26 protein-coding genes are annotated in these 25460 nt (G+C 61.5%); all 26 read right to left on the bottom strand.

Features of this window, described 5'->3' with window-relative positions; all coding sequences use genetic code 11:
* Positions 1–76: 76 nt before the first annotated feature.
* On the bottom strand, positions 77–898 hold the full coding sequence (locus tag E4633_RS16660) for a menaquinone biosynthetic enzyme MqnA/MqnD family protein (protein ID WP_135871844.1): 822 nt from the start codon (positions 896–898) through the stop codon (positions 77–79).
* A gap of 88 nt (positions 899–986) precedes the next feature.
* Complete coding sequence (gene gcvH / locus E4633_RS16665; protein ID WP_135871846.1) at positions 987–1376, bottom strand: glycine cleavage system protein GcvH; 390 nt, start codon at positions 1374–1376, stop codon at positions 987–989.
* A 3-nt stretch (positions 1377–1379) separates the two neighbouring features.
* On the bottom strand, positions 1380–2720 hold the full coding sequence (gene accC / locus E4633_RS16670; RefSeq protein WP_135871848.1) for an acetyl-CoA carboxylase biotin carboxylase subunit: 1341 nt from the start codon (positions 2718–2720) through the stop codon (positions 1380–1382).
* Positions 2721–2802: 82 nt separating this feature from the next.
* The gene (accB, locus tag E4633_RS16675; protein ID WP_135871850.1) at positions 2803–3282 is read right to left on the bottom strand and encodes an acetyl-CoA carboxylase biotin carboxyl carrier protein; all 480 of its coding nucleotides are present in this window, start codon (positions 3280–3282) and stop codon (positions 2803–2805) included.
* Positions 3283–3488: 206 nt separating this feature from the next.
* Positions 3489–4556 (bottom strand): M24 family metallopeptidase, encoded by a 1068-nt coding sequence (locus E4633_RS16680; protein ID WP_135871852.1) that lies wholly within the window; start codon positions 4554–4556, stop codon positions 3489–3491.
* A gap of 21 nt (positions 4557–4577) precedes the next feature.
* Positions 4578–5012, bottom strand: coding sequence for a type II 3-dehydroquinate dehydratase (gene aroQ, locus E4633_RS16685; RefSeq protein ID WP_198419472.1), 435 nt, complete (start codon positions 5010–5012; stop codon positions 4578–4580).
* 11 nt (positions 5013–5023) lie between these two features.
* Positions 5024–5386: a roadblock/LC7 domain-containing protein gene (locus tag E4633_RS16690; protein ID WP_135871856.1), complete on the bottom strand. Its 363-nt coding sequence runs from the start codon at positions 5384–5386 to the stop codon at positions 5024–5026.
* Positions 5376–6596 carry a tetratricopeptide repeat protein gene (locus E4633_RS16695; RefSeq protein WP_135871858.1) on the bottom strand — a complete coding sequence of 407 codons (1221 nt, stop codon included), beginning with the start codon at positions 6594–6596 and terminating at the stop codon, positions 5376–5378. The genes E4633_RS16690 and E4633_RS16695 overlap by 11 nt, the downstream gene beginning before the upstream one ends.
* Position 6597: 1 nt before the next feature.
* Entirely contained in the window at positions 6598–7686 is a 1089-nt protein-coding gene (gene aroB, locus E4633_RS16700) for a 3-dehydroquinate synthase (RefSeq protein WP_135871860.1), read from the bottom strand.
* A complete protein-coding gene (locus E4633_RS16705) occupies positions 7683–8198 on the bottom strand; it encodes a shikimate kinase (protein WP_135871862.1) in 516 nt (171 codons plus the stop codon). The genes aroB and E4633_RS16705 overlap by 4 nt, the downstream gene beginning before the upstream one ends.
* A gap of 108 nt (positions 8199–8306) precedes the next feature.
* On the bottom strand, positions 8307–9491 hold the full coding sequence (gene aroC, locus E4633_RS16710) for a chorismate synthase (RefSeq protein ID WP_135871864.1): 1185 nt from the start codon (positions 9489–9491) through the stop codon (positions 8307–8309).
* A 79-nt stretch (positions 9492–9570) separates the two neighbouring features.
* Positions 9571–9873: a disulfide isomerase DsbC N-terminal domain-containing protein gene (locus tag E4633_RS16715; RefSeq protein WP_135871866.1), complete on the bottom strand. Its 303-nt coding sequence runs from the start codon at positions 9871–9873 to the stop codon at positions 9571–9573.
* A gap of 40 nt (positions 9874–9913) precedes the next feature.
* A complete protein-coding gene (locus tag E4633_RS16720) occupies positions 9914–14071 on the bottom strand; it encodes a putative Ig domain-containing protein (RefSeq protein WP_135871868.1) in 4158 nt (1385 codons plus the stop codon).
* Positions 14072–14112: 41 nt separating this feature from the next.
* Entirely contained in the window at positions 14113–14688 is a 576-nt protein-coding gene (locus E4633_RS16725) for a hypothetical protein (protein ID WP_135871870.1), read from the bottom strand.
* Between the two features lie 9 nt (positions 14689–14697).
* Complete coding sequence (pilQ, locus tag E4633_RS16730) at positions 14698–17469, bottom strand: type IV pilus secretin family protein (protein ID WP_135871872.1); 2772 nt, start codon at positions 17467–17469, stop codon at positions 14698–14700.
* A gap of 12 nt (positions 17470–17481) precedes the next feature.
* Positions 17482–18012, bottom strand: coding sequence for a pilus assembly protein PilP (locus tag E4633_RS16735; RefSeq protein ID WP_198419464.1), 531 nt, complete (start codon positions 18010–18012; stop codon positions 17482–17484).
* Complete coding sequence (locus tag E4633_RS16740; protein ID WP_135871876.1) at positions 17987–18598, bottom strand: type IV pilus inner membrane component PilO; 612 nt, start codon at positions 18596–18598, stop codon at positions 17987–17989. Before E4633_RS16740 ends, E4633_RS16735 begins: the two co-directional genes overlap by 26 nt.
* Positions 18599–18663: 65 nt before the next feature.
* Positions 18664–19212 (bottom strand): PilN domain-containing protein, encoded by a 549-nt coding sequence (locus E4633_RS16745; protein WP_135871878.1) that lies wholly within the window; start codon positions 19210–19212, stop codon positions 18664–18666.
* Entirely contained in the window at positions 19209–20261 is a 1053-nt protein-coding gene (pilM, locus tag E4633_RS16750) for a type IV pilus biogenesis protein PilM (protein WP_135871880.1), read from the bottom strand. Before pilM ends, E4633_RS16745 begins: the two co-directional genes overlap by 4 nt.
* Before the next feature lie 17 nt (positions 20262–20278).
* Positions 20279–20476 carry a helix-turn-helix transcriptional regulator gene (locus E4633_RS16755; protein WP_129127701.1) on the bottom strand — a complete coding sequence of 66 codons (198 nt, stop codon included), beginning with the start codon at positions 20474–20476 and terminating at the stop codon, positions 20279–20281.
* A gap of 281 nt (positions 20477–20757) precedes the next feature.
* Positions 20758–21375, bottom strand: coding sequence for a pilus assembly protein PilX (locus tag E4633_RS16760; RefSeq protein WP_135871882.1), 618 nt, complete (start codon positions 21373–21375; stop codon positions 20758–20760).
* Between the two features lie 12 nt (positions 21376–21387).
* The gene (locus E4633_RS16765; RefSeq protein WP_135871884.1) at positions 21388–22569 is read right to left on the bottom strand and encodes a PilW family protein; all 1182 of its coding nucleotides are present in this window, start codon (positions 22567–22569) and stop codon (positions 21388–21390) included.
* Positions 22566–22985 (bottom strand): type IV pilus modification PilV family protein, encoded by a 420-nt coding sequence (locus E4633_RS16770; RefSeq protein ID WP_135871886.1) that lies wholly within the window; start codon positions 22983–22985, stop codon positions 22566–22568. The genes E4633_RS16765 and E4633_RS16770 overlap by 4 nt, the downstream gene beginning before the upstream one ends.
* Complete coding sequence (locus E4633_RS16775) at positions 22951–23445, bottom strand: pilus assembly FimT family protein (RefSeq protein ID WP_135871887.1); 495 nt, start codon at positions 23443–23445, stop codon at positions 22951–22953. The genes E4633_RS16770 and E4633_RS16775 overlap by 35 nt, the downstream gene beginning before the upstream one ends.
* 167 nt (positions 23446–23612) lie before the next feature.
* A complete protein-coding gene (locus E4633_RS16780) occupies positions 23613–24236 on the bottom strand; it encodes a pilus assembly PilX N-terminal domain-containing protein (protein ID WP_135871889.1) in 624 nt (207 codons plus the stop codon).
* Between the two features lie 14 nt (positions 24237–24250).
* The gene (locus E4633_RS16785) at positions 24251–25456 is read right to left on the bottom strand and encodes a prepilin-type N-terminal cleavage/methylation domain-containing protein (RefSeq protein WP_135871891.1); all 1206 of its coding nucleotides are present in this window, start codon (positions 25454–25456) and stop codon (positions 24251–24253) included.
* Between the last annotated feature and the right edge of the window lie 4 nt (positions 25457–25460).

The following is a 25460-nucleotide window of genomic DNA, read 5'->3' on the forward strand; positions in this document are numbered from 1 at the left end:
ACGTCCGAAGGGCCTTTTGAATTCACGTAGCCGCGGTTCAAAACTCGGGAACCGGAATTGAACCGGTTCTTCCCCCCTATTCCAGAAAACGCAACTCCGGCAGGCTCGGGATCAGCCTCATCTCGAAAGCATACCGGAAGAAAAGGCGTGCCCCTTCCAGATGGGCCTCGGTCAGCTCGTACGAGATGGTCTGCCAGTAATCCACCAGTGCCTCCTCGCTGAGCCAGGCGCGCTCCTCGCTCCCCGCAGCAATCTCGGCGTAGCTGTCATACGCGAGCTTTTTGGCGGCCACCAGGTCCCTGGCGAGCGCCTTGAGCTCCGCGTGCTTTTCGCGCGCCGCGTCGCGCCGCACGATCCAGAGCGCGAACACGAAGGGGAGCCCGGTAAACTCGTGCCAGAGCTGCCCCAAGTCGTAGCAAAAGAAGCCGGAACCGGAGGCGGCGCCTTTGAGCGCCAAGTCGCCGATGAGGAGCAGGCCGGGGAAGCGCTCCAGGGCCTCGGCAAGGGGTAGCGTGGTGCGTTCGAAGGTGTTAGTGAAGCCGTACTTGCGGGCGAGTAGCACCTTCAGAAGGTTGACCGAGGTGTCCGATTCGGCGGTGAGGCCGATGGCGGCGCCGTCCAACTCCTCGATCGGCACGCGCGAGAACATGAAGACGCTCTTCACCGGCCCTATGGCGCTGATGGAGAGCTCCGGCAACAGGCAGTACTGCTCGTGCGCCATGGCGTATTCAATGGACGAGGAAGGGCTTAAGTCTATGCCGCCTGCCCTAAGCATCGCGTTCAGTTGTGCCGGGACTCCGTCCACGAAACGGTAGCCGGTGCAGTCGAAATGGGATTCGAGGGCGGTGAAGATGGGGGTGCAGTTCGCGTACTTGATGTGTCCGATATTGATGGTCACGGCAAAGCTCCAGGATAAGGCTTAAGAAACAAAACGAAAAGGCGAGAGTATCTCTCGCCTTTTCTGGTATATCGGGTGCAACTTCTTGTTATTCTTCTGAGACCGAGACGGTGTCCTCGTAAAGCTCGGCGGACATGAGGAGGTTCAGTTCCTCAGGGTCGGCCATCTCGATGACGACCAGCCAGCCGCCGTCATAAGGGTCATCGTTCACGAACTCCGGTGCGGTTCCGAGCTCGGAGTTGGACTCGAGCACGGTCCCGGAAAGCGGCGCGTAGAGGTCGGCGACCGTCTTTCTCGCCTCGATGGAGCCGAAGGAGTCGTCCTGCTCCAGTTCGTCGCCCGGCTCCGGCAGCTCTACCGAGGTTACGTTGCCAAGCTCCGCCTGCGCGTAATCGGTGATGCCGATGACGGCCCGGTCACCCTCGACGCGCACCCAGAGATGTTCCTTGCTGTATTTGAGTTCTTCGGGAAAGTCCATAGTTTACTCCAGCACCAGCCTTTCAATGAAACCGGTATCTATGTTCCCTTCAATGAAGTCCTTGTTCGCCATGATCCGCTTGTGGAACGGGATGGTGGTCTTGATCCCGTCGACGATGTACTCGTCGAGGGCGCGGGCCATACGCTTGATCGCCTCGTCCCTGGTGTCGGCATGTACGATGAGCTTCGCGATGAGCGAGTCGTAGTGCGGAACGACGGTGTAGTTGGTGTAGACGAAGGAGTCGACACGGACGCCGAGTCCCCCCGGGGTGTGGTGATCGGTGATCTTGCCGGGGCACGGGGTGAACTTCACCGAGTCCTCGGCGTTGATGCGGCACTCTATGGCGTGCCCCTTGATCTTGATGTCTGCCTGGGTGTAGCGGAGTTTCTCGCCGTAGGCGGAGCGGATCTGCTCCTTCACGATGTCGACGCCGGTGATCATCTCGGTTACCGGATGCTCCACCTGGACGCGGGTGTTCATTTCCATGAAGTAGAAGTTGTTCTTCTTGTCGACCAGGAACTCCATGGTGCCGACGCTCGAGTAGTTGACGGCCTTCGCTGCCGCAACCGCGGCCTCGCCCATCTTTTTCCTGAGCTCGGGAGTGGTGACGGTGGAGGGGGCCTCCTCGATCACCTTCTGGTGACGGCGCTGAATCGAGCAGTCACGCTCCCCAAGATGGATGACGTTGCCGTGCTTGTCGGCAAGCACCTGGATCTCGACGTGGCGCGGGTTTTCGCAGTAGCGCTCGATGTAGACCTCGGGGTTGCCGAAGCCGGTCTGCGCCTCGGACCTTGCGGTCATGAAGGCGTTCGGAAGAGCCGCCGGCGAGTGCACGATCTTCATGCCGCGCCCGCCGCCTCCCGCCGTCGCCTTGATGATGACGGGGAAGCCGATCTCCTTGGCAACTTTGATCGCCTCGTTGACGTCGTTCACCCCCTCCTTGGTGCCGGGGAGGATGGGTACGCCGACCTTGATGACGGCCTGACGCGCGGAGATCTTGTCACCCATGATGCGCATGCTCTCGGCGGTGGGGCCGATGAAGGTGATGCCGCACTTCTCGCAGATCTCGGCAAAGCGCGGGTTTTCGGAGAGGAAGCCGTAGCCGGGGTGGATCGCCTCGGCGTCGGTCAGCTCCGCCGCGGAGATGATGGCGTTGATGTTCAGGTAACTGGAGAGGCTCGGTGCCGGTCCGATGCAGACGCTCTCGTCGGCGAGCTTTACGTGCAGCGACTCTGCATCGGCAGAGGAGTAGACGGCAACCGTCTTGATCCCCATCTCCTTGCAGGTCCTGATGATCCGGAGGGCAATCTCCCCCCGGTTGGCGATAAGAATTTTATGGAACATCGATGTCTCCAGGAAACAGATAAAGATCGAGATTCAGATCGGCACGCAATCCAAGGCTCGATCTTCATCTAAATCTGTTTGATTACAGCTTCTCCACCACGAACAGGGCGTCGCCGTACTCGACCGGCTGGGCGTTCTCCTTGCAGATCTTGAGGATCTTGCACTTGAACTCCGCCTCGATCTCGTTCATGAGCTTCATCGCCTCGACGATGCAGAGCACCTGTCCCTTCTCCACGATCTGGCCGACTTCAACGTAGGCAGCGGCTTCCGGAGCGGGAGCGCGGTAGAAGGTGCCGACGATGGGGGAAGTGATCACGTCGCCCTGCTCTTTCTCGGCAGCGGCCGGAGCTGCTGCGGAAGCGGCAGCCGGAGCTGCGGGGGCGGCGGGAGCGACGGGAGCGGCCGGTGCGTACTGGTAAGCGACGGGTGCCTGCATCTGGAACTGCGGAGCGGCGCAGCCCCTCTTGATGACCACCTTCTCGTCGGTGTTCTCCAGCTCGAACTCGGTGATGTCGGTCTCCGTTACCATCTTGATCAGCATCTTCAGGTCTTTTATATCCACATCTTTCTCCTTTATTGCATGGTTGTGGGCCGCCCCGTTGCAGCCGGAGAAGCCCCCCTAAAAACAAACGTTGCGCTTTAAGCTCCCCACTTTGTGATGGGCTACTTTCAACTCCCCCCTTTGCGAAGGGGGGCCGGGGGGGATTTGCCTCTGCCAACCCAGCTGAAATCCCCCTAAATCCCCCTTCGCAAAGGGGGACTTCAAAGTCAAACTATGATCAGGTCCTTGGGGACCCTGGTGATCGGGCGGCAGCCGTTTTTCTCGACGACCACGGTGTCCTCGATACGGACCCCACCCCATTCCGGGATGTAAATCCCCGGCTCGATGGTGAAGACCATCCCCTCCTGGATGACGTGCTTGCTGCGCGGCGACGCGGCCGGGTGTTCGTGGATGTCGATACCGACACCGTGCCCGAGGCCGTGACCGAAATAGGCCCCGTACCCTTTGCCCGCGATGAGGTCGCGCGCCTTGGCGTCCAGGTCCTTGAAACTCATGCCGGGATGCACCGCGAACATGGCCGCCCGCTGGGCCGCCAGAACTGTCTCGTACACCTCGCGCTGCTTCGCGTCGGGTTCTCCCAGACAGACGGTCACCGTCTCGTCCGAGCAGTAGCCCCGGTAGATGGCACCGAAGTCTATGGTGACCAGTTCTCCCGCGGCAAGTTTCTTCTCCGAGGCCCGACCGTGCGGAAGTGCGCCGCGCTCGCCGGAGGCCACGATGAAATCGAAGGATTTCCCTTCAGCCCCCTTTTCACGCATCGCCACTTCGAGCATCCAGGCGACCTCGGCTTCGGTCATGCCCGGCTTCAGGCGCGCCACCGTCTCGAGGAGCGCCTCGGAGGCGATAGCGGCTACCTGCTCCAGGATCGCAAGTTCGCCGGCATCCTTGACGGTGCGCAGACCGGCTAGCTCCGCATCGGCGGGAAGGTATTCGATCCCCGGCGTCTTGCCGCAGAGTTCCTGGTAGAAGGCGACGGTGGTGGATCCGGCCTCGAAGGCGACCCTGGCCGGACGGAGCTCCAGCAGCCGCTCGACCAGCCCGTCCATACGGCTCGAGAACTCGATGACCTTTGCGCCCGTGACCTCGGCGCCCGCCTGTGAGGTGTAACGGGAATCGGTAAGAAACCACCCGTCTTCTGGAGAGAGAATGAGCAGCGCCTCGCTGCCGGTAAAACCGGTTAGATACCTGATGTTGCTGAGGTTTGTCACCAGCAACAGATCGGCGTTGAACCGTTTCAGGCACTCTCGGGCCGCGGGGATTCTGTTACCTATCATAATTCCGTCCGTAAGACAATCTTATTTTCCCAGCCGTTTGGCAAGGGCTCTGAGCCCCAAAAGGTAGCTGTCGGCGCCGAAACCGCAGATCTGGCCGACCGCCACCGGGGCGATATAACTGTGGCTTCGGAAGGCTTCCCGGGCGTGGACGTTGGAGAGGTGCACCTCCACGGCCGGAAGCGCCGTGGCAGCGATCGCGTCGCGGATGGCGACGCTCGTGTGGGTATAAGCGGCGGGGTTTATCAGGATGCCGCGGCAGTCCGCCATGGCCCCCTGGATGGCGTCCACCAGATCGCCTTCGCTGTTGCTTTGCAGAATTTTGAGGTCAAGCGACAACTCTTCGGCCAGCGCGGTAAGCTCCTTGTTGATCCCCTCAAGGGTCATGGTGCCGTAGACACCGGGCTCCCTGACCCCAAGGAGGTTCAGGTTCGGCCCGTGTAAAACGAGCACCTTCAGCTTGGCAGCGCTCATTTGAGTTCCTCCCTGAGCCCCGGTGCGGCGCGTTTCAAGAGGTAGCGGGCCTTTCCGAAGTTGCCGTCGGCGGGAAGCACCAAAGACACGAAGAACTCATCGCTTATGCCGCGCACGATGACGCAGCACCTCTCGCTGATGATGGAAACCTCTTCAAGGTCACCGGTCTTCAGCACGCCGACCGTTCTTTTGATCTCCTTGAGCACCGAGGCGTATTCGATGGTCATGGTCTGCACGTCCACGCCGCTCTCCTCTCGCAGGTACTCCTCGATGGCGATGCCGTCATAACCCATGATGACCCCGCCCAGGCCCCCTCCGCTCTCCTCGACGATCTCCCGCAGGATTGCCTTAAACCCCATCTTTTCTTCTCCTTATGTTTTCCAGCCAGCGCTCCAAGGCGCTTTCCACGCCCCCTTCCGTCCCACCTGCGTCTTCGTGACGAGGTTGTTCAAGCGGAGCGGCCTCCTGTTCCGCAGGTGATTCCATCCCGGCAAAGGAAGCGGATAAACCTGCTGCGGCAGCGGGGATCTCTTCGGAGGCGGTGGGCAACGAAGGTGCAAAGGGCGCCGCCACCGTTGCCGCCGCCTCGGCGAGACCGGCCGGCTCGACGAAAGGCTCCGGAGCAACAGCCACCGGCGCGGACGCTGCTTGCGGTGCTGCCGGTGCCGCGGGAGGAGGCGTTGCAGCCGGCTGTTGAGCGAACGGCTGTCCCGACGCGAGTTCCGCCGGGCTAAGCTGCAGTTCCTGCAGTTCGGCCAGTTCCTCGAGCCTTAAACGGTACTGCTGGTTGCCGGGATGGGCGGTGAGGAGCTCGCGATAGATGTTCTGCGCCTTCTCAAGAAAGCCCTGCGATACGTAGAGTTCGGCAAGGGTCGCGGTCGTAAGCGGGTCCGGTGCGCCCGGACGGGTCGCTGCAGCCGGGGGGGCTTCCGCCAACTCAGGCTCCCCTTCAAGGTCCTCGATGGCCCAAAGATCGTCGTCTTCGGGCTCGGGCACCGGTATCTGTTCCGCCGCTTTGGGCACCGATGCCGAAGCAGGCTGGGACGCACTCATCGCCGGAGCCAAGTAGGGCGGCTCTTCGATCACCTCTTCAAGATCCTCGATGATTTCTACATCCTCAATGATCTCCTCTTCCGAGGAAGCGGCGGGAGCGGCCGATGCGATCGAGTTCAGCAGCATGGTGCTTTCGAGGTCCTCGGGGTCCCGCTGCAGGACGCGGCCCAGGATGTCGCGTGCCGCGTCGATCCGGCCCAGCTCGACGTAAATCTGGCTCAAAAGCTTCATGGCCTGGATGTGGTCCGGCTTGAGCTCTACCGCCTTCTCCAGTGCCTGGCAGGCATCCGCGGACTCCCCCTTCGCGTAGCAGGCGTTGCCCAGGGCGAGAAACCCGAGGGGGTATTCGGGGTGGGCGGCGCACCCTTTACGGGCAACAGAGATGGCGTCGTCCAAAAGCCCGAGCTTCCGGTACAGTTCGGAGAGCGGTGCAAAACACAGCGACTTGGCGTCCTTGGCCAGCAGGTCCTCGTAGCGCTGTATCTCCGTCCAAAACGATAAGGCGTCCTCTACCATGTCACTCTCCTATGCCGCAGATCTCCAGAAGTGCTTTGAGGTCGGTGACCCGTTCCATCTTGTAGGCGCCGATGCCCCGGTTGCAGATGAAGAGCAGCCCCTTGTCGCGCACCTTCTTGTCGTGGGAAAGCGCCTCCGCGTAACGCTCGGCCGGGAAGGCGGGCAGTTCGGCAGGCAGCCCGAGGGCTCCGACAAGGGCGTCGATGCGCCCGCGATCGGAATCGCTGCAGTAACCGTAGTGATGGGATATCTTGGCCGCCTGTACCATGCCGATGGCAACCGCCTCGCCGTGCAGGTAGCCGGTGTACTCGGTGAGGGTCTCCACGGCGTGGCCGAGCGTGTGACCGTAGTTCAGCACGGCACGTATCCCCCCTTCCCTCTCGTCCAGAGCGACCACCTTCGCCTTGATGGCGCAACTGCGCGCAACGGCGTGGATGAGCGCTTCCTTGTCGCGGGCGAGGAGCTTCTCGACGTTTTGCTCGAGAAAGGTGAAGAAGTCGCCGTCGAGCACCGCGCCGTACTTCACGATTTCGCCCAGGCCGCTTCGGTACTCCCGCTCAGGCAGCGTGTCCAGGGTGTTCACGTCGATCAGCACCGCCTTAGGCTGGTAGAAGGCGCCGATCAGGTTCTTGCCGCGGGGGTGGTTGATGCCGGTCTTGCCGCCGACGCTCGAGTCGACCTGAGAAAGGAGCGTGGTGGGGAGTTGTATGAAGGGGATGCCGCGCAGAAAACTTGCCGCGGCAAAGCCCGCCATGTCCCCGATCACCCCGCCGCCCAGGGCCAGGATGAAGGAGCCGCGGTCCAAGGACGCATCAACCAGACCGTCGTAGATGAGGTTGAGGGTCGTGCTGTTTTTGTATGCTTCACCGTCCGGAAGGATGACCTCTATCGCGCGGTAGCCAGCCTCCTCGAGGGAAGCGCGCACCGTTTCGAAGTAAAGCGGAGCCACGGTGGTGTTGGAGACGACGGCCGCGGTACCGGAGAGGCCGAGAGCACGGCAGAGGGCGCCGACACCGCCCAGGATGCCTACCCCGAGTTCGATGTCGTAACTGCGCTCTCCCAGTGCCACTTCGATATGCTGAACGTTCACGGATACCTCTTCAAAGAATCGATTAATTCGTCCACGACCCCGGCGACGTCCTTGCCGGTGGTGTCGATGCGCAGATCGGCATCGGCGTAGAACTCCTCGCGGGCCTTTAACATGGTGCGGATCTTTTCCACGGAAGCACCGTCGGCGAGCAGGGGTCGTTCGCTGTTGCCGCTCACCCGCGCCACAATGGTCGGGACATCGGCTTTCAGATTGACAATGCGGCCGTACTGGCGCATGACGGCGCGGTTGCCGCGGTCGATGACCGCCCCACCTCCGGTCGAGATGACCTGGCCGCTGCCGGCGGCGATTCTGACCAGCACGCGCGACTCCAGTTCTCGAAAGTACGGCTCGCCGTGTGCCGCGAAGATCTCCTTGACGCTCATCCCCACCTCTTCCACGATGGCGTGGTCGAGGTCCACGAACTCCCAGCCGAGCCTCTGCGCGAGCACATGGCCGACCGTGGTCTTGCCGCACCCCATGAAGCCGGTAAGAAAGATGTTCCGGATATTCATAAACAAACCCTTTAACGCAAACACGCAAAGCCGCTAAGACGCAAAGGGACTGACACATAAAGTGTCCTCCCCACGGGAGAGAAGATGTGGCGTCTTTGCGTTGAAGCCTTAAAACTCCCGCAGGTACTCGATGTAGGACGAGTAATTCCGCGCCGTCTCGGAAACGGAGTCGCCGCCGAACTTCTCCTTGAAGGCGCCTGCGATCTCGATCGCAACTACTGCCTCGGCGACGACCGACGCGGCGGGAACCGCGCAGCAGTCGGAGCGCTCGACGGTCGCCTCGAAGGGCTCCTTGGAGAGCATGTCCACCGACTTAAGCGGCGTGTACAGGGTCGGGATCGGCTTCATCGCACCGTAGATGACGATCTCCTCGCCGTTGGTGATCCCTCCTTCGAGCCCTCCCGCACGGTTGGTGTTGCGGTAGAACCCGGTCTTCTCGCCGCGTGCGACGCGCTGCTCGTCGAAGAAGATCTCGTCGTGCACCTTGGAGCCCGGCAGACGGGCCGTCTCGAAACCGGCGCCTACCTCAACCCCCTTGAAAGCCTGGATGCTCATCACCGCGGCAGCGAGACGGGCGTCGAGCCGTCTGTCCCATTGCACGTGGCTCCCAAGCCCCACGGGGAGACCGTTCACGCGCACCTCGACCACGCCCCCCAGGGTGTCACCCGCTTCCTTCGCCCGATCGATCGCCTCCATCATCTCCACCTCGGCCTTCTCGTCGTAGGTGTAGACAGGCGACTTGGCGATTTTCTCCTGCAGCTCCTTCACCCCGGCGTCGGCGGGGCGCTCCGCCCTGACGCCCCCAAGTTCGGTCACGCAGCCGGTGACCGAGATGCCGAAGCGGTTGAGATAAGCCTTCGCCACCGCCCCGACGGCCACGCGGATCGCCGTCTCGCGGGCGCTGGAGCGCTCGAGGATGTTGCGCACGTCGTTGTGGGCGTATTTCATCGCCCCCGGCAGGTCGGCGTGCCCGGGCCGGGCCCGGGTGACCCGGATGCTGTCGTCACGAAACTCGGCGTAAGGGGACATGCGCTGTTCCCAGTTCACCCAGTCCGAATTTTCCACCACCAGGGTGATCGGGGAGCCAAGCGTCTCGCCCCAGCGCACACCGGAGAGGATGCGCACGCGGTCCGTCTCGATCTTCATGCGGCCGCCGCGCCCGTAGCCCCCCTGCCTGCGCGCAAGGTCCGCGTTGATGTCGCTCTCGGTGAGCTTGAGCCCGGAGGGGGCCCCTTCGACGATGGCGGTCAACTGCGGGCCGTGCGACTCGCCCGCGGTAAGGTATCTGAACATGCCTGCTCCTTATTTGATAAACGAAAGCCAGGAGCTTCCCTGGCTTTCGAATCGATGGTGATGTCTTTGTCGGAACTACTTACTTCTGGAACTTCTTCTGTGCCTCGTTGGTCAGGTTGGCCTTGGTCTGGGTGGACATCATGCTGCCGGTGAAGATGTAGTCGCACTTCTTGTCGACGTAAAAAATCACCGGGTGCCCGCCGACGTTGATGGCGGCCTCATAGAGACCCGCGATCCCCTTGACCTCGGAGACCTGCAGCACCTCGAAGTCCATCGGGATGAACTTCTTGACCGCCGTCTGCACCAGCTCCTTTGCGGGGGGCTTGGAGCATGCGGAAAGAACGAGCACCGCAAGACAGAGAACGATGAAGCGTTTGAACATGAAAAGAGCTCCTGACGTTTGTTTCATCTACCTGCCGCCCCTACCGGGCCGGAACCGCAATCTTTTGTTTGCGGGACCGGCTATAGGCGAAGAGCAGCGGAAGAAGCAGCATGGTGACCGGGTACTTCACCGCGAAGATAAGCGGGGTGAGCGCCCAGCGGGTAAGCAGGCGCAGGAAGCCGTGCTCGTAGATGAAGTCGGCGATCGGGGGGCTGTGCTTGTAGTAGAAGGAGACGAAAGCACGACCCGGTGCCGATTTCAGGAGCACGTTGTCGCGGAAGTGCCTGAGCACCACGACCTGCGGATCCAGGTAGCTGCCGTAAGCGGCGGTGGCGATGAAGCAACCGCTCTTGCCGCTGGAAGAAGACGGCGGGGTGCTGCCGGTATCGGTGCCGCCCCCAGCGGGAGCGCTTCCCACGACGCCCACGACGATAGGATCCTGGATGTACCCGGGGTTGAGATCGGAGTCGTGCAGCGGGTTGTTGTCTGTAACGGCAAAGACCGCGGTATTGCCGGTGCGGCTGATCGGGTCGATCTTGGTCCAGGTGACCTGGTTGGTCAGCGGGTTGTTGACCACCTTGTAGAAGACGCTGCTGTCGCTCAGCGTGGTCTGGAAAGTGACCGCTACGTTCACGGTCTTCTCCGCGAGCACGTTTTCCACACGAAGGCTGATGGCGCCAAGGGGGGTGAAATTGGCCAGCTCGGTCGGCTCGGTCGGCTTGCTCGCAGTGAAGTCGGATAGAGCCGGATTAGAGAAGAAAAGCTCGGTACTGTCGGTGACGCCGGTGGTCCCTTGAATGGCCGCAACTGCGCTCGCACCGTTGCCGGCGAGGGCAAGCGTGTAAGTCGAGCCCGTGGAGTCGGTAACGGTAAGGGTTCCACTGTAGCTGGATACGGCCTTCGGGGTGAAGTAAAGGCTGATCGGTATCGATTTCGCAGGGTCGACGTTACCGCCGCCGCTCGCCACGAAACTGGAGTTGCCGGTCGCGGCCACACTGCTCACCGTGATCCGGGAGGTGGTGGTGTTCTTCACCCACACGGTCGCAACGGCCGTCTTGTTGACGAGAACGCCGCCGAAGTTCTGGGTCCCGCCGAGGTCGGTGCCGGCGAGATCGGTGAAGACGAGGTTGCCGGAAACGATGCCGGCGGCCCTCACCGAGATTGTGAAGAGCTTGCTGTAGAAGTTGCCGTCGGCGTCGGTGACCTTGATGTTGAAACTGTAGTTACCGGAACCGGAAGCCTTACCGCTGATAACACCGGACGCGCTGTCAAGTGTGAGCCCTGGAGGGAGGGTACCACTACCGGAGATGGACCAAACATACGGCTCGGTGCCGCCGGCGGCTACGAGCTCCTGCGTGTAGGTTGCGCCGTTTTCGACGGACGGGAGCGAGGTGGTGGTGATGGAAAGCGTCGGATTGACCCTGATGGCAAGGTCGCGTGTCGTACTGGCACCGGTAGAATCAAGCACCTTCACGGTAAAGGAAAAAGTGCCGGTCTGCGACGGCGCACCGCTGATGGTCCCTGTGCTGGGGCTCAGGGTGAGTCCGGCGGGGAGACTGCCGCCCGAGATCTGCCAGAGATAGGAGGGTGTCCCACCCTGCATAACGAGAGACTGGTTATACGGGGCACCGACGACCACCGAGGGAAGGCTTGTGGTGGTGATGAAAAGTGCCGGGTTGATGGTGAGGGTGAGGCTTTTCGAGGCCGAATAGGTCCTGTTGGGCGTCACGGTATCGTCGAGGTAGCTGGCCTGGACCGTCACGTTGTAGGAGCCTGGGATGAGCGGGCCGGTGGCGGAGCTTACGTCGGTGATGGTACCGGCGGAGGTGAGCTGGAGCCCTTGCGGCAGCCCCTGCGCGGTCCAGGTCATGTTTGCCGGCTTTATGGTGACGCCGGGAATGGAGGCGGCAAGCGTAGCGCTGTAGCCGGTCTTAAGCTGGGTCCATGTCGGCAGCGATGACGTCGTGATCGACATGGCGGTGATGTTCAGGGTAAGCGACTTCGTCGTCGAAGCGCCGTTGGAATCGGTCACGCCCACCGTGAAGGTGTAGGCAGACGCGGCGGACGGGCTGATCGTTCCGCTGATCACGCCGGTGGTTGCGGAAAGGGTAAGCCCCGGAGGAAGCGTACCGGAAGTGATGGTCCAGGAACCGTACGGCCTGACGCCGCCGGTAGCCGTCAGCGTCGCCCCGGGATAGACCGAACCGGCGGTGCCGTCAGGCAGCGTCGACGTCGCGATGGACAGGGGAAGGTTGCCGATGCCGGCGCCGGAAAGGTTGATCACGGCCTGGCCGCCGTTGGAGTCGAAGATCATGCGGTACCCCTCGGCGGGGTTCGAGTACGAACCGGCCGCGGTCGGGGCGAAACGGACCGTCATTTCCGCGTTGGTACCCGGGCTGATGGTGGTCGGTTTCGGGGTGGTGAATTTGAACGGCTCCGCGGGATCGACGATCGAGTTGATCGTGAGAACGGAGTTACCGTCGTTTCTGATACGGAAGGTGACGTCCTTGTACGGCGTACTGGACGAGATATCGACGTTGCCGAAATCGATGGCGCCGCTCAGAATCGGCACGTCCTTCGTGTCGGTGATGGTGAGCTGCGGCGCGGAAGAGAACTCCAGCAGTTGGGCGAAGATGTCCGAATTGGAAAGCGCGCGGCCGTCCTTCCACACAACCATGAATTTCCGGAAGTTCACGTCCCCGAAGGCGACCGCCGGTGAGAGCTGGTTACCGGTGGCCACGGTGACGATGGAGTTGCCGCCGGAGAGATTCCCCTGCGGGTCGACGAACTGGCTGTAAAGGTCGATGTTGCTCAGGTTCGCGCTCTGGTTCCTGGCATCTTCCCACGCCACGAAGAAGCGCTGGTTGACGTTGTCGAAGGCGGCAACCGGAGCGGTCTGGTCGCCGACGGCGTTGGAGATCTGGATGGGGTCGCCGTAGGCGGTGAAGCCAGAGAGATCGACGAGCTGCCCTACGATGTTCTTGCCGGTTTCCGTGCCGCCGTTGTTGTCTTCCCAGGCGAGGAGGAGTCGGTTCGTGTTGGGGTCGACGGAAACCGAGGGATTCGTTGCGGGGAAGCCGGCGGTGCCGAAGCTGAAGTCGTTGATGAAGCCGAGCCCCTGGTTTCTCCGCAGTTTCACCTTCGTTGCGGCGTCATCGTCGTTAATGGAGGTGAAAACAGAGCTTTTGTAGATCGCCGTGGTGATCAACGGGGGGGTTGTCGTCGTAGACGTCGAGTAAATGATGGTGAGGGTCACCGTGCTGGTGGAGCCGCTCCAGCTGGTGAAGATCTCGCCGGTGATCGGGCTGTAGGCGATCCTCGGGTGGGACTCGTTCAACTGGACCTTCCAGGTATCGATAATTGCCGACCCGGTGTCGACGATGCCGCCTACGCGTACACTAGCAGAGACGTGCTGCAGATTTCCGGTTGCGTGGGTGGTATAGTTCGGGTCCACCTCAATGGTGCGCACGATGTTGTTGTCTGCATACGGCAGCGGGATGTGACGGATCGTGATGGAGTTCTGCGCGCCCACCGCTGTGTATGTCACGTCGTTGTTGGGGTTTGCGGTCGTGTCAAAGGTGGACGTATCGACCCAGGCGACGACGAACTTGCCGGTCACCTCGTTGTATATCAGATCGGGGTCGTTCTGGTTTATGTCTACGTTGGCGACGTGCGGGGAGATCTGGAAGTTACTTCCCAGCAGCGTACCGGTCATGCTGACAAACTGGCCGTAAATCTGGCCGTAGCCTGCCCTGGAGTCGGTCCAAACCACCAGATACATGCTGTTGCTTTCTACATTGGGGTCATGGTAGAAGGCGACTTTAGGCTGGGACTTGTTGCCGGTAATGTTAGTGATCGCGAAATTGACCGGATTGGCGGCAAGGGACGTGACGTTGCCGGGCAGCCCCTGCCCCGGGGAGTCGGAACCGACGCTGATGGCGCCGTAGATTTGCTGACCGTTCCTGCTGTCGACGAAGACGCTCAGGTAACGGTTGTGGTTCACCGTGTCGTAGGCGATGGCGGGCTGGGACTGGTCCGTTGGGTCGGAGGTCACCTGGAAGTCGCTGGTAAGCACCTTGGCCGATTTTTTCCCACCGGCAGCAGTGGTCGCGCCCGTTCCACCGTCACCGGAACAACTGAGCATGACGGCACAGAAAAGCATCAAAAGCGCCCAGCAGATTTTTTTCGATAAATTCATTTCACACTCCTATTGCCAACAATCCATGGAGCCTTGTCGTTTTAAATTCTGTCTGCAACGGCCAGATTCATTTTGGCGGTGACGGGGTGGGTCTCGCCTTTGCCCCCGACCTCGGAGACGTCAAAGACGATGTCGACCCAGTATTCGAAGACGCTGGAGCTGCAAAGGGTCATGGGGAGCGTGGTACGCTCCATGAGGGCGATCTTCTGGGCGTCGGTGAGGACGGCAACCGGGATGGTCGGGGTGTCGCCCGGCACAACGGTCTGGGATATGTTCACGTAGCTGTCCGGAATAGGCGGAGTGGTCGCCGAATTGACAGGGGTGTAATGGATGGTGATCTTGCTGATGACGAGGTCTAGTGCGCCCGTAGTGTAAAGCGCTTTTGAGGCGAAGGCTACGTTGACGCTGTCGGTCACCACGGTTCCACCGGTGGATACGGAATCGGAACAGTTGTTCCCTTTGACGATGTCGGACTCGAGCCTGCTGGTGAGTGCCGTTGCAGTCGCGTTCACCGTGGTGAATTCCCCTACCCCGCCACCCAGGTCACCGGCCCCGCATGAGCTGAGGACGGCGACGAGGCACGCGTTACAGAACAACAAAGCAAACCGTTTAAACATAGGATCTCCTTAAATAACAATCTTCGGCGTAATGAAGATGAGCAGTTCGGTCTTGGTCTTTTGCTTCGAGTTTGACTTGAAAAGCCACCCGAGAAGCGGGATGTCGGCGAGGAACGGAACGCCCGTGTCCGACTCGGTGTCGCTGTCGACGTAGATGCCGCCGATGACGGTGGTGTCGCCGTTGGAGACGACGAGTTCGGTGGTGGCTTCCTTCTTGTTGATCGGCGGCGGGGAACCGGTGCCGGGGGAGTTGTTACTCGCCTTGATCTTCATGCTTACCGAGCCGTCGGCGGTGATGTGCGGGGTAACCTCCAGGGTGAGGGCCGCCTCGACGAACTCGGTCTTGGTCCCCTCGGCCGAGGTGGTCTGGTACGGGATCGACTGCCCCTGCGAGATCTTGGCGGCCTTGTTGTTCAGCGTCACCACTTTAGGAGTGGAGATGATCTTCACCTGCCCCACGGTGGCGGCCGCCGCGAGCCTCATGTCGAGCTGCACGTTGCTGGTCAGTTTGCCGAATGACATGCCGAGGCCGAGACCGCCGGAGCCGCTCGTCCCCGGGCCAGCGGTGGAAACGACGCCGCCGAAGGTCGTCTCGACGTTGTTGATGTTGGCCACAGTAGCAGCAGCGTCACGGTAGGTGAGCCCCCACTGCACGCCGAGGTCACGGGTGAAGGTGGAGGTAGCCTCGACGATGCGTGCCTCGATCATCACCTGCTTCTCGGGTGCGTCGAGGTTTTTCAGGAGGGCGCGCATCTCGTCCAGGGCCGGCTGCACGTCCCGCACGATGACGCGGCTCGTACGCTCGTCCTTGGTGATGATGCCGCGCTCGCTTTTGAGCATGCCGAACTGCGAGGAGACGTCGGAGACCGAGGCGTAGTTCACCTCGAACACCGCGGTCTTAAGCTCCATCATGCGCTCGGCGGCTTTCTTCGCTGCTGCTTCCTCGTCGGCCTGGTTCTGCATCTTGTTGCGCGGCTTGATCTGCACGATGTTACCCTGCTGCACCATGGCAAGCCCTTTGGTGTCGAGGATGACGTCGAGCGCCTGGTCCCAGGGGACGTTGACCAGCTTGATGCTGATGGTCCCGGTGACATCGTCGCCGATGAGGAAGTTCAGGTTACTCACCTCGGCGATCAACTGGAAGATCTTCCTGATGTCGGCGTCGGAGAACTCGAGGGTTACCCTTCTCCCCTTGTAAACCTTCTTCGCGGGACGCTTTTCGGCCGAGGCGGAGATGTCGGTCATCGGCTCCTCGATGCGTGCGGGTGCGGGGGGAGCGGCGAGTTCGGCAGCGGCGTCGTTGCCGCCGTGTACCAGCGCGGGTGCCGCGGGAAGCTTTGCCGGGACTGCCGGGCCGGGGTTCACGATATCCCAGGTGTAGACGTCCCCCCTGCGGCTCGTACTGTATTCGGGGTTGCCGTGCAGCTTCACCGAGATCCTGGTGAGGTACCCTTTCTTCCCTTTGACCTGGTACGGGGTAACCGAGAGAACCGGGGTGCCGAACTTGGAGGTATCCATGGCGCGCTGCAGTTTTTTCGGTACCTGACAATCGTTGATGGTGAGGGTGAGCCCCTGTGCGGAGCGAACGGGCTCACCCGGTTCGCAGGTACCGTACAGTTTCATGGTGATGCGGGATACCCCGTCCACAACCCTGAACTCGACAGCCTCGAGCGACCCTTTCACGTTCTTTTTGGGGGGGACATCCGTCTTCATCCTGGTAGCGGGAGCGGGAGCCGCCGGTTTAGGTGCCGGTGCGGCTGCGGGCGCCGCGGGCTCGGCAGGAGCAGCCGGTGCTGCTGCCGGTGCGGGGACCGGTGCCGCTGCCTCGGCCTGTGCAGGCCCCTTTGCTTTCAGTTTGATCTTCACGCCGAGATCGGTCTTGACCACCTCGAAAGCGGGCAGGTCCTCCCCTGCAGCGTCAAGGACGATGCGTACCTTGTCCGGGGTGGAGCCTACGCGGGCGTTGGCGACACCGAAGGCGCCTATGGGCACCACGTTCTGCACGAGGGCATTCTTGACCTTGAACAGGTCGAGAACGATGCGGTCCGGCTTGGCGAGCTTGAAGGAGTTGAAGGTCTGCACCCCACCCTGGACGGAGAGCTCGACGCCGTCGGCGACGGTCATGATGGCGTTCAGTTTCTGCCCGTTGCCGGCGTCGGCCGCGGGGGCCTTGGCTGCCGGTTTCTCGGCAACCGGCGCGGCAGCGGGCGGCGCGTCGCTTTTGTGCACCGGCGGGGTCGCTGCCGCGGCATCAGCTACGAGCGTTTTCTCTTCGATGCGCGGCTCCGCGATGGGAGCCTCCTTGACCTCCGGCTGCTCGGGCTTGGCCTCAGCCTCGCGCGGCAGCGTGATCATGAGCTTGCTCTTGTCGGCGGGATCGGTGGCGACGAAGAAATCGACGTCGTGGGTGAGCACCACCGACACGCGGGTCAGCACGCTCCCTCCCACCGGCTGGCGCTCCACGTCGACCCGCTTCACGCTGCCGCGGTTCACCTCGATCGGCGAGGAAACGCCCCCAGGTTCGGTCTGGGAGATATCCACGATGATCTTTGACGGCTCGCCGCTTTTGTAGGAGGTGTAGGTGAGAGGCTTGTCGCTGATCAGCTCGACGCTGGAACCGTCACGGGAGACCGTCACGGAGCGTAGCGTGGCAAAAGCGGTGGCCCTTGCCTGAGCAGGCTCGTTCGCGGCGGTCATCCTCTTGACGCAGCCGGCGGAAACCGTCAGCAGGACGATTAAGGCCATGGCATGGAAAAGAATTCTGCTCTGGTACATGGTCATCTGAAACGCTCCTTACCTTTTCTTGGCCAGCGTAAGCACGATGGTTCTACCCTTGCCGCGCCCGGCGCCCTTCTCGACAATCTCAACCGTCGATGGGGTGATCCGGGTGACGCGGCCGTTTGCGTTTCCTACCTGCATCCCCACCTGCACGACGTACCCCTTGCCGTTGGGATCGATCAAAAGCGCGCGATTCTCCCTCATCCCGGCGATGATGCCGGATACCTTGAACTTGCTCACCTCGAAGCTCTGGATGGGGAGAAGGTCGGCGGCGGATACGCTTGGGCCCGCCGCTGAGGCGGTCGGCGCAGGGGTGACCGGTACGATTACCGGCTTGAAGGGATCTTTCCTGAAGCTGAGCACCCCGGAAACCTTCGCCGCAGACGACAGCTGCTGCTGCACCGGCGGTGCCGGGCTGGGAGCGGGAGCCGGGTGCGGCTTGTTTGGTGCGGGAGCGGGCGCCGGGGCTTCTTCCTTCTTGCAACCTGGCACAAGTGCCAGCGCAAGCAGCAGCACGACGCTATTTAGGTTTATTGGCTTTAGCATTGGCATTCTGTGCCTCTTTGGGGTCGAGGAAACGGAAGGTGGTGGCCAGGCAGTTCACCTTGAGGCTGGTCCGGCCGCCTACCGGCTTTATGTCGGAAAAGCTCACGTTAGTGATGTTCACGATGCGCGGCAGCTTGCTGACCGCGACGAAGAAGTCCGCCACGTTGTAGAAGGTTCCGGAGACGGCGATGTCGACCGGCACCTCGGCGTAGAAATCCTTGGGGACTTCGGGCTTGGGCCTGAAGAGGAGGAATTCGAGCCCGGAGCTCTTGCCGACGTTGGAGATGTTGGTCAAAAGCGACGGTATCTCCTTCTGGTTCGGCAGCTCGGTCAGGGCGTTGTCCAGGTCGCGCTTCAACTGCTCGTACTCCGCCTTGAAGCGGGGGAGGTTGTTGGCGATGCGCCGGTTCTCCGTCACCTGCTTCTGCAGATCCTCGTGCTTCTTCTTCAGCCCCTCCAGCTCCTGCAAGCGGGGGCGGTGCAGCCCGTAGTACATGGCCGCCCCCTCGAGGAGCATGAGCAGAATCAAAAGTGCGACTTTCTCCTTGGTCGGGAGCTTCAGCAATTTCTCTATCTGTGGATCCATGGCAATGCCTCTGCTTCAGCGTGTTTGTAGGCGTCCGCGCGCCTTCCCTGTGCCGGAAATCCGGCCTACGGCTTCTGATCCGCGATCTGGAAATTGAGATCGAAGCGTTTGTACTTCACTCCGGCGATTTCCGACTGTTCCGATACGGCCAGCTCCACGTTTTTGAAGGCGCCGGAGGCCTGCAGGCTCTTCATGAAAACCGCGATGAGATCCTCGCTGAGAGCACCTCCGCTTACCGATACCTTGTCAGCGTTCTCGGTGTACTTGGTGAGCCACACTTTTTCGGGCACCGACTCGGAAAGCGCGGACAGCCGTGACGCCGGGCCGCTCTTGTCGCGACGCAGCCGGTTCAGCACGTCCAGCTTCTTCTTCACGTCGGCCTGCAGCTTCTTCAGGTTGTCGATCGCCCCGATCTTCGTCTTCAGCGCGGCAAGTTCCGTCTCGGAACTGGCGATCTCGTTGTTGAGGCTGGTTATCTGGCTGCGCAGGTAGATCCAGGCGCCCACACCAACGGCCAAAAGCCCCACCAGGACGACCACCAGGATGGCGACCTGCTGCCGCATGGTCTCTTTCTTTTTGGACGCCCGTACGGGAAGGAGGTTTATTCTTATCATTTGTCTCCGGCCCTCCTCGTTGCGAGGCCCACCGCTACAGACATGAGGGGGGCGATTTCATCAAGGTACCTCGGATCAAACTCCTTCTCGTTCACCGTGACGTTGGCCAACGGGTTCATGAGCTCGACCGGGAGCGAGAGGCGCTGCTGCACCGCTTCCACGAGTTGCAGCGTCTTCGCGCCCCCCCCGGAGAGAAACACCTTGGTGATGCGCTCCTCGCCGGCGGTGGAGTTGTAGAAGTCAAGGGAGCGTCGCATCTCGAGCGCGATGGTGTCGTTCACCCGCTGCAGCACCTCCTTCAGCCGGGGGTCCGCCGCGTCGGCTGCACCAAGTTTCATCTCCTCGGCCTCACCGCTGCTGATGCCGAACTGTTTCTGGATCTCCTCGGTGTAGAGGTTGCCACCCATCTGCACGTCACGGGTGAAAAGCGAGATGCCGTCGCGTACGATGTTCAGGTTGAAGATGCTGGCCCCGATGTTGACGAGCGCCACCACCTGCTCGGGATCGGCGGGGTAGTTCAGCTCGTAGGAGTTTTGTACCGCGAAGGAGTCGACGTCCACCACGACCAGCTTGAGGCCGGCCTCGGCGAACACCGAGAGGTAGTCGTTGATGATGTCCTTCTTGCTGGCGACCAGGAGGACGTTCATCTTGGAGAGATCCTGCTCGTCGGGGGAGAGGATCTGGAAGTCGACGTTCACGTCGTTGATGTCGAAGGGGATGTACTGCTCCGCTTCCCAGTGGATCTGGTCCTCGAGCTCTTCAACCGGCATCACCGGAAGTGAGATCTTCCTGATGATGACCGAGTTTCCGGAGATGGAGCAGGCGGCCTCCTTGGCCTTCACCCCGAGGGTGGTGAGCAGCTGGCGGACGGTTTCGACGATGGAAGAGCTGTCCATCAGGGTGTTGTCGACGATGGCCTCCGCGGGGAGCGGCAGGATCCCGATCTTCACCAGATGGTAACCTCCCTTCGCCGGGCGCAATTGCACCAGCTTCACCGCACTGGAGCCTATGTCGACCCCTACTATGTCCTTCTTCTTGGAGAAAAGCATCGCGTGGTCCTATTACCCTAGTCCTGGAATACCTTGTTCTTGTCGGAGAGGGAAAACCCAAGAGCAAGCAGGATCTTGCGCTTGGTCTCCATCCTGCATTCCTCACCCCGTTCGATCCGGTCGATGGTTATCGGTGACACCCCGGCCAGGCGCGCCAGCTCGGCCTTGCTCATCAGGCGCTCTTCCCGCAATTTCTTCACGCTGTTCATGATCATTGATTGGCACCGCTTAAGACAGTCGTAGGAAATTTTGGCATACATATACGCCAAACTTCACGAAAGTCAACATTTTAATTCAAATTATACATAATTATATGCCAAAGAGAGATGGCTGCCATGAACGGAGGTTAAAAACCTCCCGTTCCCAGGCAGAATTCTAATGGGCGGGCTTGGGAGATGATACCAATAAAAAGGCGAGTTGCAATTTGTCGCAACCCGCCCTTCAAGAACACCTAAGCTCTTTTTGCGCCGCGGCCAGGCGCCTGCGCGATGATCCGTCAGTAGGCGTAAAGGACAGACAGGCGCGCCCTTTCACGAGTCTGCCCGTCCCTGCTCCCCTGCACCGCGAGGTGGTACATGGCCGGGACGTGCTGCGGACGGACGACTTCATCCTGGGCTGCTACCGCGCCTGCCGCATCCAGAAGGTCGTAGCCGCTTCGGTCCGTGTTGCCGGGGACGGTGTCGACGATCTTGGTGCTTACCGTGAACCCCTGCGCGGCAGGGGGACCGGCAAGCCGGAAGGTGACATCCGGCGCCGCCGCGGGATCGCTTGAGGCCTGCGCCGCGCTGCAGCCGGTCCAGGATCCTGGTGCAAGCGTCAGCTTTTGCCTCAGGCAGGTGTCGAGATTCACATGCAACTCGATCCCAGAGAATTCGTGTTCCAGGTTTCCGACCGAGGTTTCGGCCTGGAACAGCCTGGGCATCAGTTCCTGCGTGAAGAGATCGACGGCGCCCCGCGCCGCAGACAGCGAGCTGCGGTAGCGCTTTTGGCTTGCGGATGTCTGGATCCCGGTGGTGACCATGGTGAGCAGTGCGACGGCTATGACAAGCGACAGCGCGGTCAGCATCAGCGCCGTCACCAAAGCCGCACCATGTTGCGAGCCAAGGTATCGCATCGCCCCTCCCTGCTAAAGGTTTTTGGGTTGCACCACGATGGTGTACACCTTCCAGTGGTAGTTGCGCCAGTTCTCCCCGAACCTCTGGGCGAGCGCCCGTTCGCTCCAGACATGACCAAGCTCGTCCGACAAGGCGGGGTCCCCGACCACGATGGCGCGTGACGGGGTCGCTACCGGGTAGAAGAAGGCGGGATCGGGTAATCCCTGCTGGGCCAGGACGTAAACCCTGATCTCCTTCAGTTGCTCGCGCAGCTTCTGCGCGGTGGGGATCTCTCTGGCGAGCACGGGGTGGTAATCGATTTCACCGTCACCGTTGGTGTCCAGGTAAAGAACAACCTGCATGTCGGCGGCACAATCGAGAAGCGGGTATTTCGTGGGATCCCCCTGGTGATTGACCACCGTCTTGTAGAGCATGCCGGTACCTTCGTTGCAGGATTTCGACATCTTGTCGACTTTGCGGTTTATGTAGTAGTCGGACCGGTTGAAGGGAAAGCTGAGCTCCGCGTCGGAGTAGTAGTTTGCAACCCCGTACACGAGGTAGGTGTCGGTTGCTTCCGCCGGGGTAAACGCTTCGGGAAATCCGTCGTTGTCCAGGGCGACCGTGAAGTCGCTCCCTTTGCTTACGAGGGAGCGGCTCGCCCCATCCGGGCCGATCTCGTTTCTGAGCACGATGACGCGGTCCCGGCTCCCCCTGGAGAGTTCCGGGCTGACGCGCGACGGTCTGGTCACCCCCCCCTTCTTGAGGTAACACCAACTGCGGCAGACGCTGCTCGTGCCGAGCGCTGTCCCCTTTAGCACGAGGTAGTCGGAGCCGTTGAAGCCTACATTGTCCCCCACCCGGTAGGCGGGGGGGGCGTCCATGTAAGGACGGTCGTTGTAGCGGCTTGGCATCGCGTCGGGGCAGCCGTCACTGCAGCTGTTGACGAACTGTTCCGCCACCCCGGCCTCGCTGTAATTTATTTCGCTGGGAACGCTCCACGGCAGACCGAAGCCCGCCAGTTCGACGTCACTTCGCATCACCTCGAGCCCGATCAGGCCGGCAATATCGCTCTCAGCAGACCTGCCGAGCTGGCTTGAACTCCTCACGATCCTCCCGAAGGAGACACTGATGAGCGTCATCACCACCGAGAAGATCAGCATCGACACCAGCAACTCGACCAGGGTGTAACCCTGTTCCGTCTCCTTAGGCCTCATTCCCCGACTCTCCTCGTCCTCAGCGTGTAGATCTCATGGCTTGCCGCCTCGCCCCTGGCGCTCCAGGTGATGGCAACGGTGAGCTTCACGGCTGCTTTGGTGCTGCCCGCCGGCTGCACCTTGCTCGTGACCGTGTAGGTCCAGGGGACTCCCCCCACCATTCTCGTCTCGACGCTTGTCGTTTCGGTACCCCCGGTGAATTTGGCGAAAGGGAGTCCGCTCAACGTATGCAGCCGTTCTTCCGCCACCTGCACCGCTTCGCCGCGACAGCGGGTCTTCACCGCATGCTGATAGGCGACGATCACCGACTGCAAAAGCCCCAAAAGCCCGACCGTGGCGACCAGCATGGCCATGAGCATCTCCACGAGGCTGAAACCCGTGCTACCTGATGGTGATGTTGTCCGAGGTGCACTCATTTCCCTTGTCCTTTGAGCCCGGGCTCATCCTGGTGGCCGAGATGACGATGCTGTCAAGACCTGGAAGCGGGGCGCCGGCATCGACACAGATGGTACACCAGTCGTCGGTGAGGCCGGTTTCCTTGAAGTCCACATGCGCCCCGCCGCCGAAACCAGCAGCGTTGCTCGACAGCGGAAACCTGAGTTGTTGCGCCATGAGCGGACTTGCCCCGTTGCGGTCATCGGTCCCGGAGGAGTACACCTCGAAGCGGTCCGGGTACAGCTTCACACGGATCACCCTGTGCTGGCTGATCGCCTGCATGCGGGCTTTCAGCAGTTCGGCGAGGATGAGGCGGGTCTGCGCATCACGCCTGAAGCTGCGGTCATAGCGCTGGAACATGACTGTGCCAAGGGCGATGAGAAGTGCCACGGTTGCCATAATGGTCAACATCTCGACGAGTGAGAAACCGCGTGAAGGCATCTTTCCCCCCGGAAGACGCCGGGCGACCGGCTGGCGGAGGCCCGGCAAAATTTGAACCCACCAATCTTAGCAAAGGACCCCAGAAAAAAAAGGCGGGAAAACTGCGGCAGAGGGCAAAAAAAAAGCCCTCCCCGTAGAGGGAGGGCGGCTTTTTGCGCGAGGCGATGTCAGTAGGCGTAGAGAACCGATAGGATCGCCTTTTCCTTCGGGCTGGAGGCCCGTTCCCCCTGCACCTCGAGGCTGTACAGCGCCGGGTTGTGCTTGGGGGCGATACCGGAACCGATCCCCGCGACCCCCACCCCGGAATCGAGGTAATCGACCCCGGTCGGGTCGGAGTTCCCCGGTACCGTGTCGACTACCTTCGCATAGACCTTGAAGTTGGTGTTGGAGGAGAGCCCCCTCAGGGTGAACTGCAGGTCGGGCATGTCCTTCGCGTTAACCGTCTTCGAGAGACTTCCCCACTCCTCGGTCGCCTTTGCCAACTTGGTGCCCAAGGCCGCTTTGTCCACCACCAGGTTGATGTCACCAAGCCCACCGGCGCCGTAGTCGTTCAGCAAAGGGTTGATGCTGGTCGAGTAGTTGGCGAAGAGCCTCGGGATGAATTCCCGCGTGATGAGTTCGGTGCCGCCGTAGGAGGCCTCAAGCGCGTTGCGGTAGGCCTTCTGACTCCCGGAGACCTTGGTCTCAAGAAGCAGCATCTGCATCAGCCCCGCCACGATCCCAAGGCAGATCAGGGTGAACATAAGTGCCGTCACCAGTGCTATGCCGTCTTCGTTACCGATCTTTTTCATAAGCGTTCCGTGTCTTACTGGATGAGGTTCTGAGGTCGAACCACGATGGTGTAAAGCTTCCAGCGGTAATTCCGCCAGTCGCCACCGATCCTGGCGTCGAGGTCGAAGGTTCTGCCGATCAGCGGGCTCGCGGCGCCGCCGAACCTTTCCCCGACGTCGACGGTCTGGCTCGGGAAGGTGTAGAACGAGTCCTTCTTCCCAGTGTGCGCCAGGATGTATACCCTGATCTCCTTGAGCCTCTCGCGGATGTCCTGCGCGCTGCCGGTTCCCGGGAGGGCCGCCTGATGCAGGTTGACCTCCTTCGAGCCCACGTCTCCGACACCGTAGACCACCTGCATGTCGGCCACGCAGTCAAGCAGCGGTATGGCGCTGAAGCCGCCGCTCGCCGCCTGGTTGAGCACCGCCTTGTACAGCACGCCGGTGTGGGGTGAGCATGCTGGCGGCGGGGTGGCGGGCGTCGCGACGTAGTAGTCGGCGCGGTTGAACGGCATCCTGGGTTCCGTCCCGGGGTCAATCCCGTACACCTCGAAGACGTCACCGGAGGAGTGCGGCAGGGTGAGACTCGTGTACTGGTTCTGTTTGAAGTAGGCGGAGAAGTTGCCGGTGCTGTCGACCTGCAACTGCCGGCTCGGGACACGGTCGATGAAGGTGTTCCTGAGCACTATGATCCGCTCCGTGGCGGTGCTGTCCGGCTTGAAATCGCGGCTTGCATCCCCCCACACCGTCGTGTGCCTGCCGGTGTCGTTGTAGGTGACGTTCACCGATTTCTTCTGGGTGCCTGCGGCGGATGTCGCCGCGATCAGCGACTTGATCACCAGGTATTGCGAGCCGCCGTTAAAGGTGGTGGCGCCGCTTTGGACCGCGCGCGGGATGCCGGTGCCGACGCCGGCGTCGTTGTAGGTGCGCGGGCTCTGACCGGCGGACCAGATGGCCGCGGTGACCGGTCCCCCGTCATCACTGCTGGTCGCCTCGGTGTACTTGGCGGCGGCCGGGGTCGACTGGAAGGCCCAGGGGAGCCCGTACCCCGCGTTTTGCAGGTCGGAGCGGAAGATCTCGAGGCCGACCACGTTGCCTATGTCGGTTTCCATCTGCTTGCTCTGCTGTCCCACCTGGGTGAGTACGGTCTTGAAACCGCTGGAAACCACGATGAGCACGGTGACGAAGATCGCCATGACCACGATGAGTTCCACCAGGGTATATCCCTTGTTGCGCTCCAGCATCGGT

It is taken from the genome of Geomonas terrae, from assembly GCF_004791675.1.
GTDB classification, from domain to species: Bacteria; Desulfobacterota; Desulfuromonadia; order Geobacterales; family Geobacteraceae; genus Geomonas; species Geomonas edaphica.

Bases quoted from the DNA above. Each gene is read 5' to 3' on its own strand.
- gcvH (WP_135871846.1), bottom strand. From the start codon at position 1,376: ATGGACTTTCCCGAAGAACTCAAATACAGCAAGGAACATCTCTGGGTG.
- accC (WP_135871848.1), bottom strand. From the start codon at position 2,720: ATGTTCCATAAAATTCTTATCGCCAACCGGGGGGAGATTGCCCTCCGG.
- E4633_RS16680 (WP_135871852.1), bottom strand. From the start codon at position 4,556: ATGATAGGTAACAGAATCCCCGCGGCCCGAGAGTGCCTGAAACGGTTC.
- E4633_RS16690 (WP_135871856.1), bottom strand. From the start codon at position 5,386: ATGGGGTTTAAGGCAATCCTGCGGGAGATCGTCGAGGAGAGCGGAGGG.
- E4633_RS16695 (WP_135871858.1), bottom strand. From the start codon at position 6,596: ATGGTAGAGGACGCCTTATCGTTTTGGACGGAGATACAGCGCTACGAG.
- E4633_RS16705 (WP_135871862.1), bottom strand. From the start codon at position 8,198: ATGAATATCCGGAACATCTTTCTTACCGGCTTCATGGGGTGCGGCAAG.
- aroC (WP_135871864.1), bottom strand. From the start codon at position 9,491: ATGTTCAGATACCTTACCGCGGGCGAGTCGCACGGCCCGCAGTTGACC.
- E4633_RS16715 (WP_135871866.1), bottom strand. From the start codon at position 9,873: ATGTTCAAACGCTTCATCGTTCTCTGTCTTGCGGTGCTCGTTCTTTCC.
- E4633_RS16720 (WP_135871868.1), bottom strand. From the start codon at position 14,071: ATGAATTTATCGAAAAAAATCTGCTGGGCGCTTTTGATGCTTTTCTGT.
- E4633_RS16725 (WP_135871870.1), bottom strand. From the start codon at position 14,688: ATGTTTAAACGGTTTGCTTTGTTGTTCTGTAACGCGTGCCTCGTCGCC.
- pilQ (WP_135871872.1), bottom strand. From the start codon at position 17,469: ATGACCATGTACCAGAGCAGAATTCTTTTCCATGCCATGGCCTTAATC.
- E4633_RS16735 (WP_198419464.1), bottom strand. From the start codon at position 18,012: ATGCTAAAGCCAATAAACCTAAATAGCGTCGTGCTGCTGCTTGCGCTG.
- E4633_RS16740 (WP_135871876.1), bottom strand. From the start codon at position 18,598: ATGGATCCACAGATAGAGAAATTGCTGAAGCTCCCGACCAAGGAGAAA.
- E4633_RS16745 (WP_135871878.1), bottom strand. From the start codon at position 19,212: ATGATAAGAATAAACCTCCTTCCCGTACGGGCGTCCAAAAAGAAAGAG.
- pilM (WP_135871880.1), bottom strand. From the start codon at position 20,261: ATGCTTTTCTCCAAGAAGAAGGACATAGTAGGGGTCGACATAGGCTCC.
- E4633_RS16755 (WP_129127701.1), bottom strand. From the start codon at position 20,476: ATGATCATGAACAGCGTGAAGAAATTGCGGGAAGAGCGCCTGATGAGC.
- E4633_RS16760 (WP_135871882.1), bottom strand. From the start codon at position 21,375: ATGCGATACCTTGGCTCGCAACATGGTGCGGCTTTGGTGACGGCGCTG.
- E4633_RS16765 (WP_135871884.1), bottom strand. From the start codon at position 22,569: ATGAGGCCTAAGGAGACGGAACAGGGTTACACCCTGGTCGAGTTGCTG.
- E4633_RS16770 (WP_135871886.1), bottom strand. From the start codon at position 22,985: ATGAGTGCACCTCGGACAACATCACCATCAGGTAGCACGGGTTTCAGC.
- E4633_RS16775 (WP_135871887.1), bottom strand. From the start codon at position 23,445: ATGCCTTCACGCGGTTTCTCACTCGTCGAGATGTTGACCATTATGGCA.
- E4633_RS16780 (WP_135871889.1), bottom strand. From the start codon at position 24,236: ATGAAAAAGATCGGTAACGAAGACGGCATAGCACTGGTGACGGCACTT.
- E4633_RS16785 (WP_135871891.1), bottom strand. From the start codon at position 25,456: ATGCTGGAGCGCAACAAGGGATATACCCTGGTGGAACTCATCGTGGTC.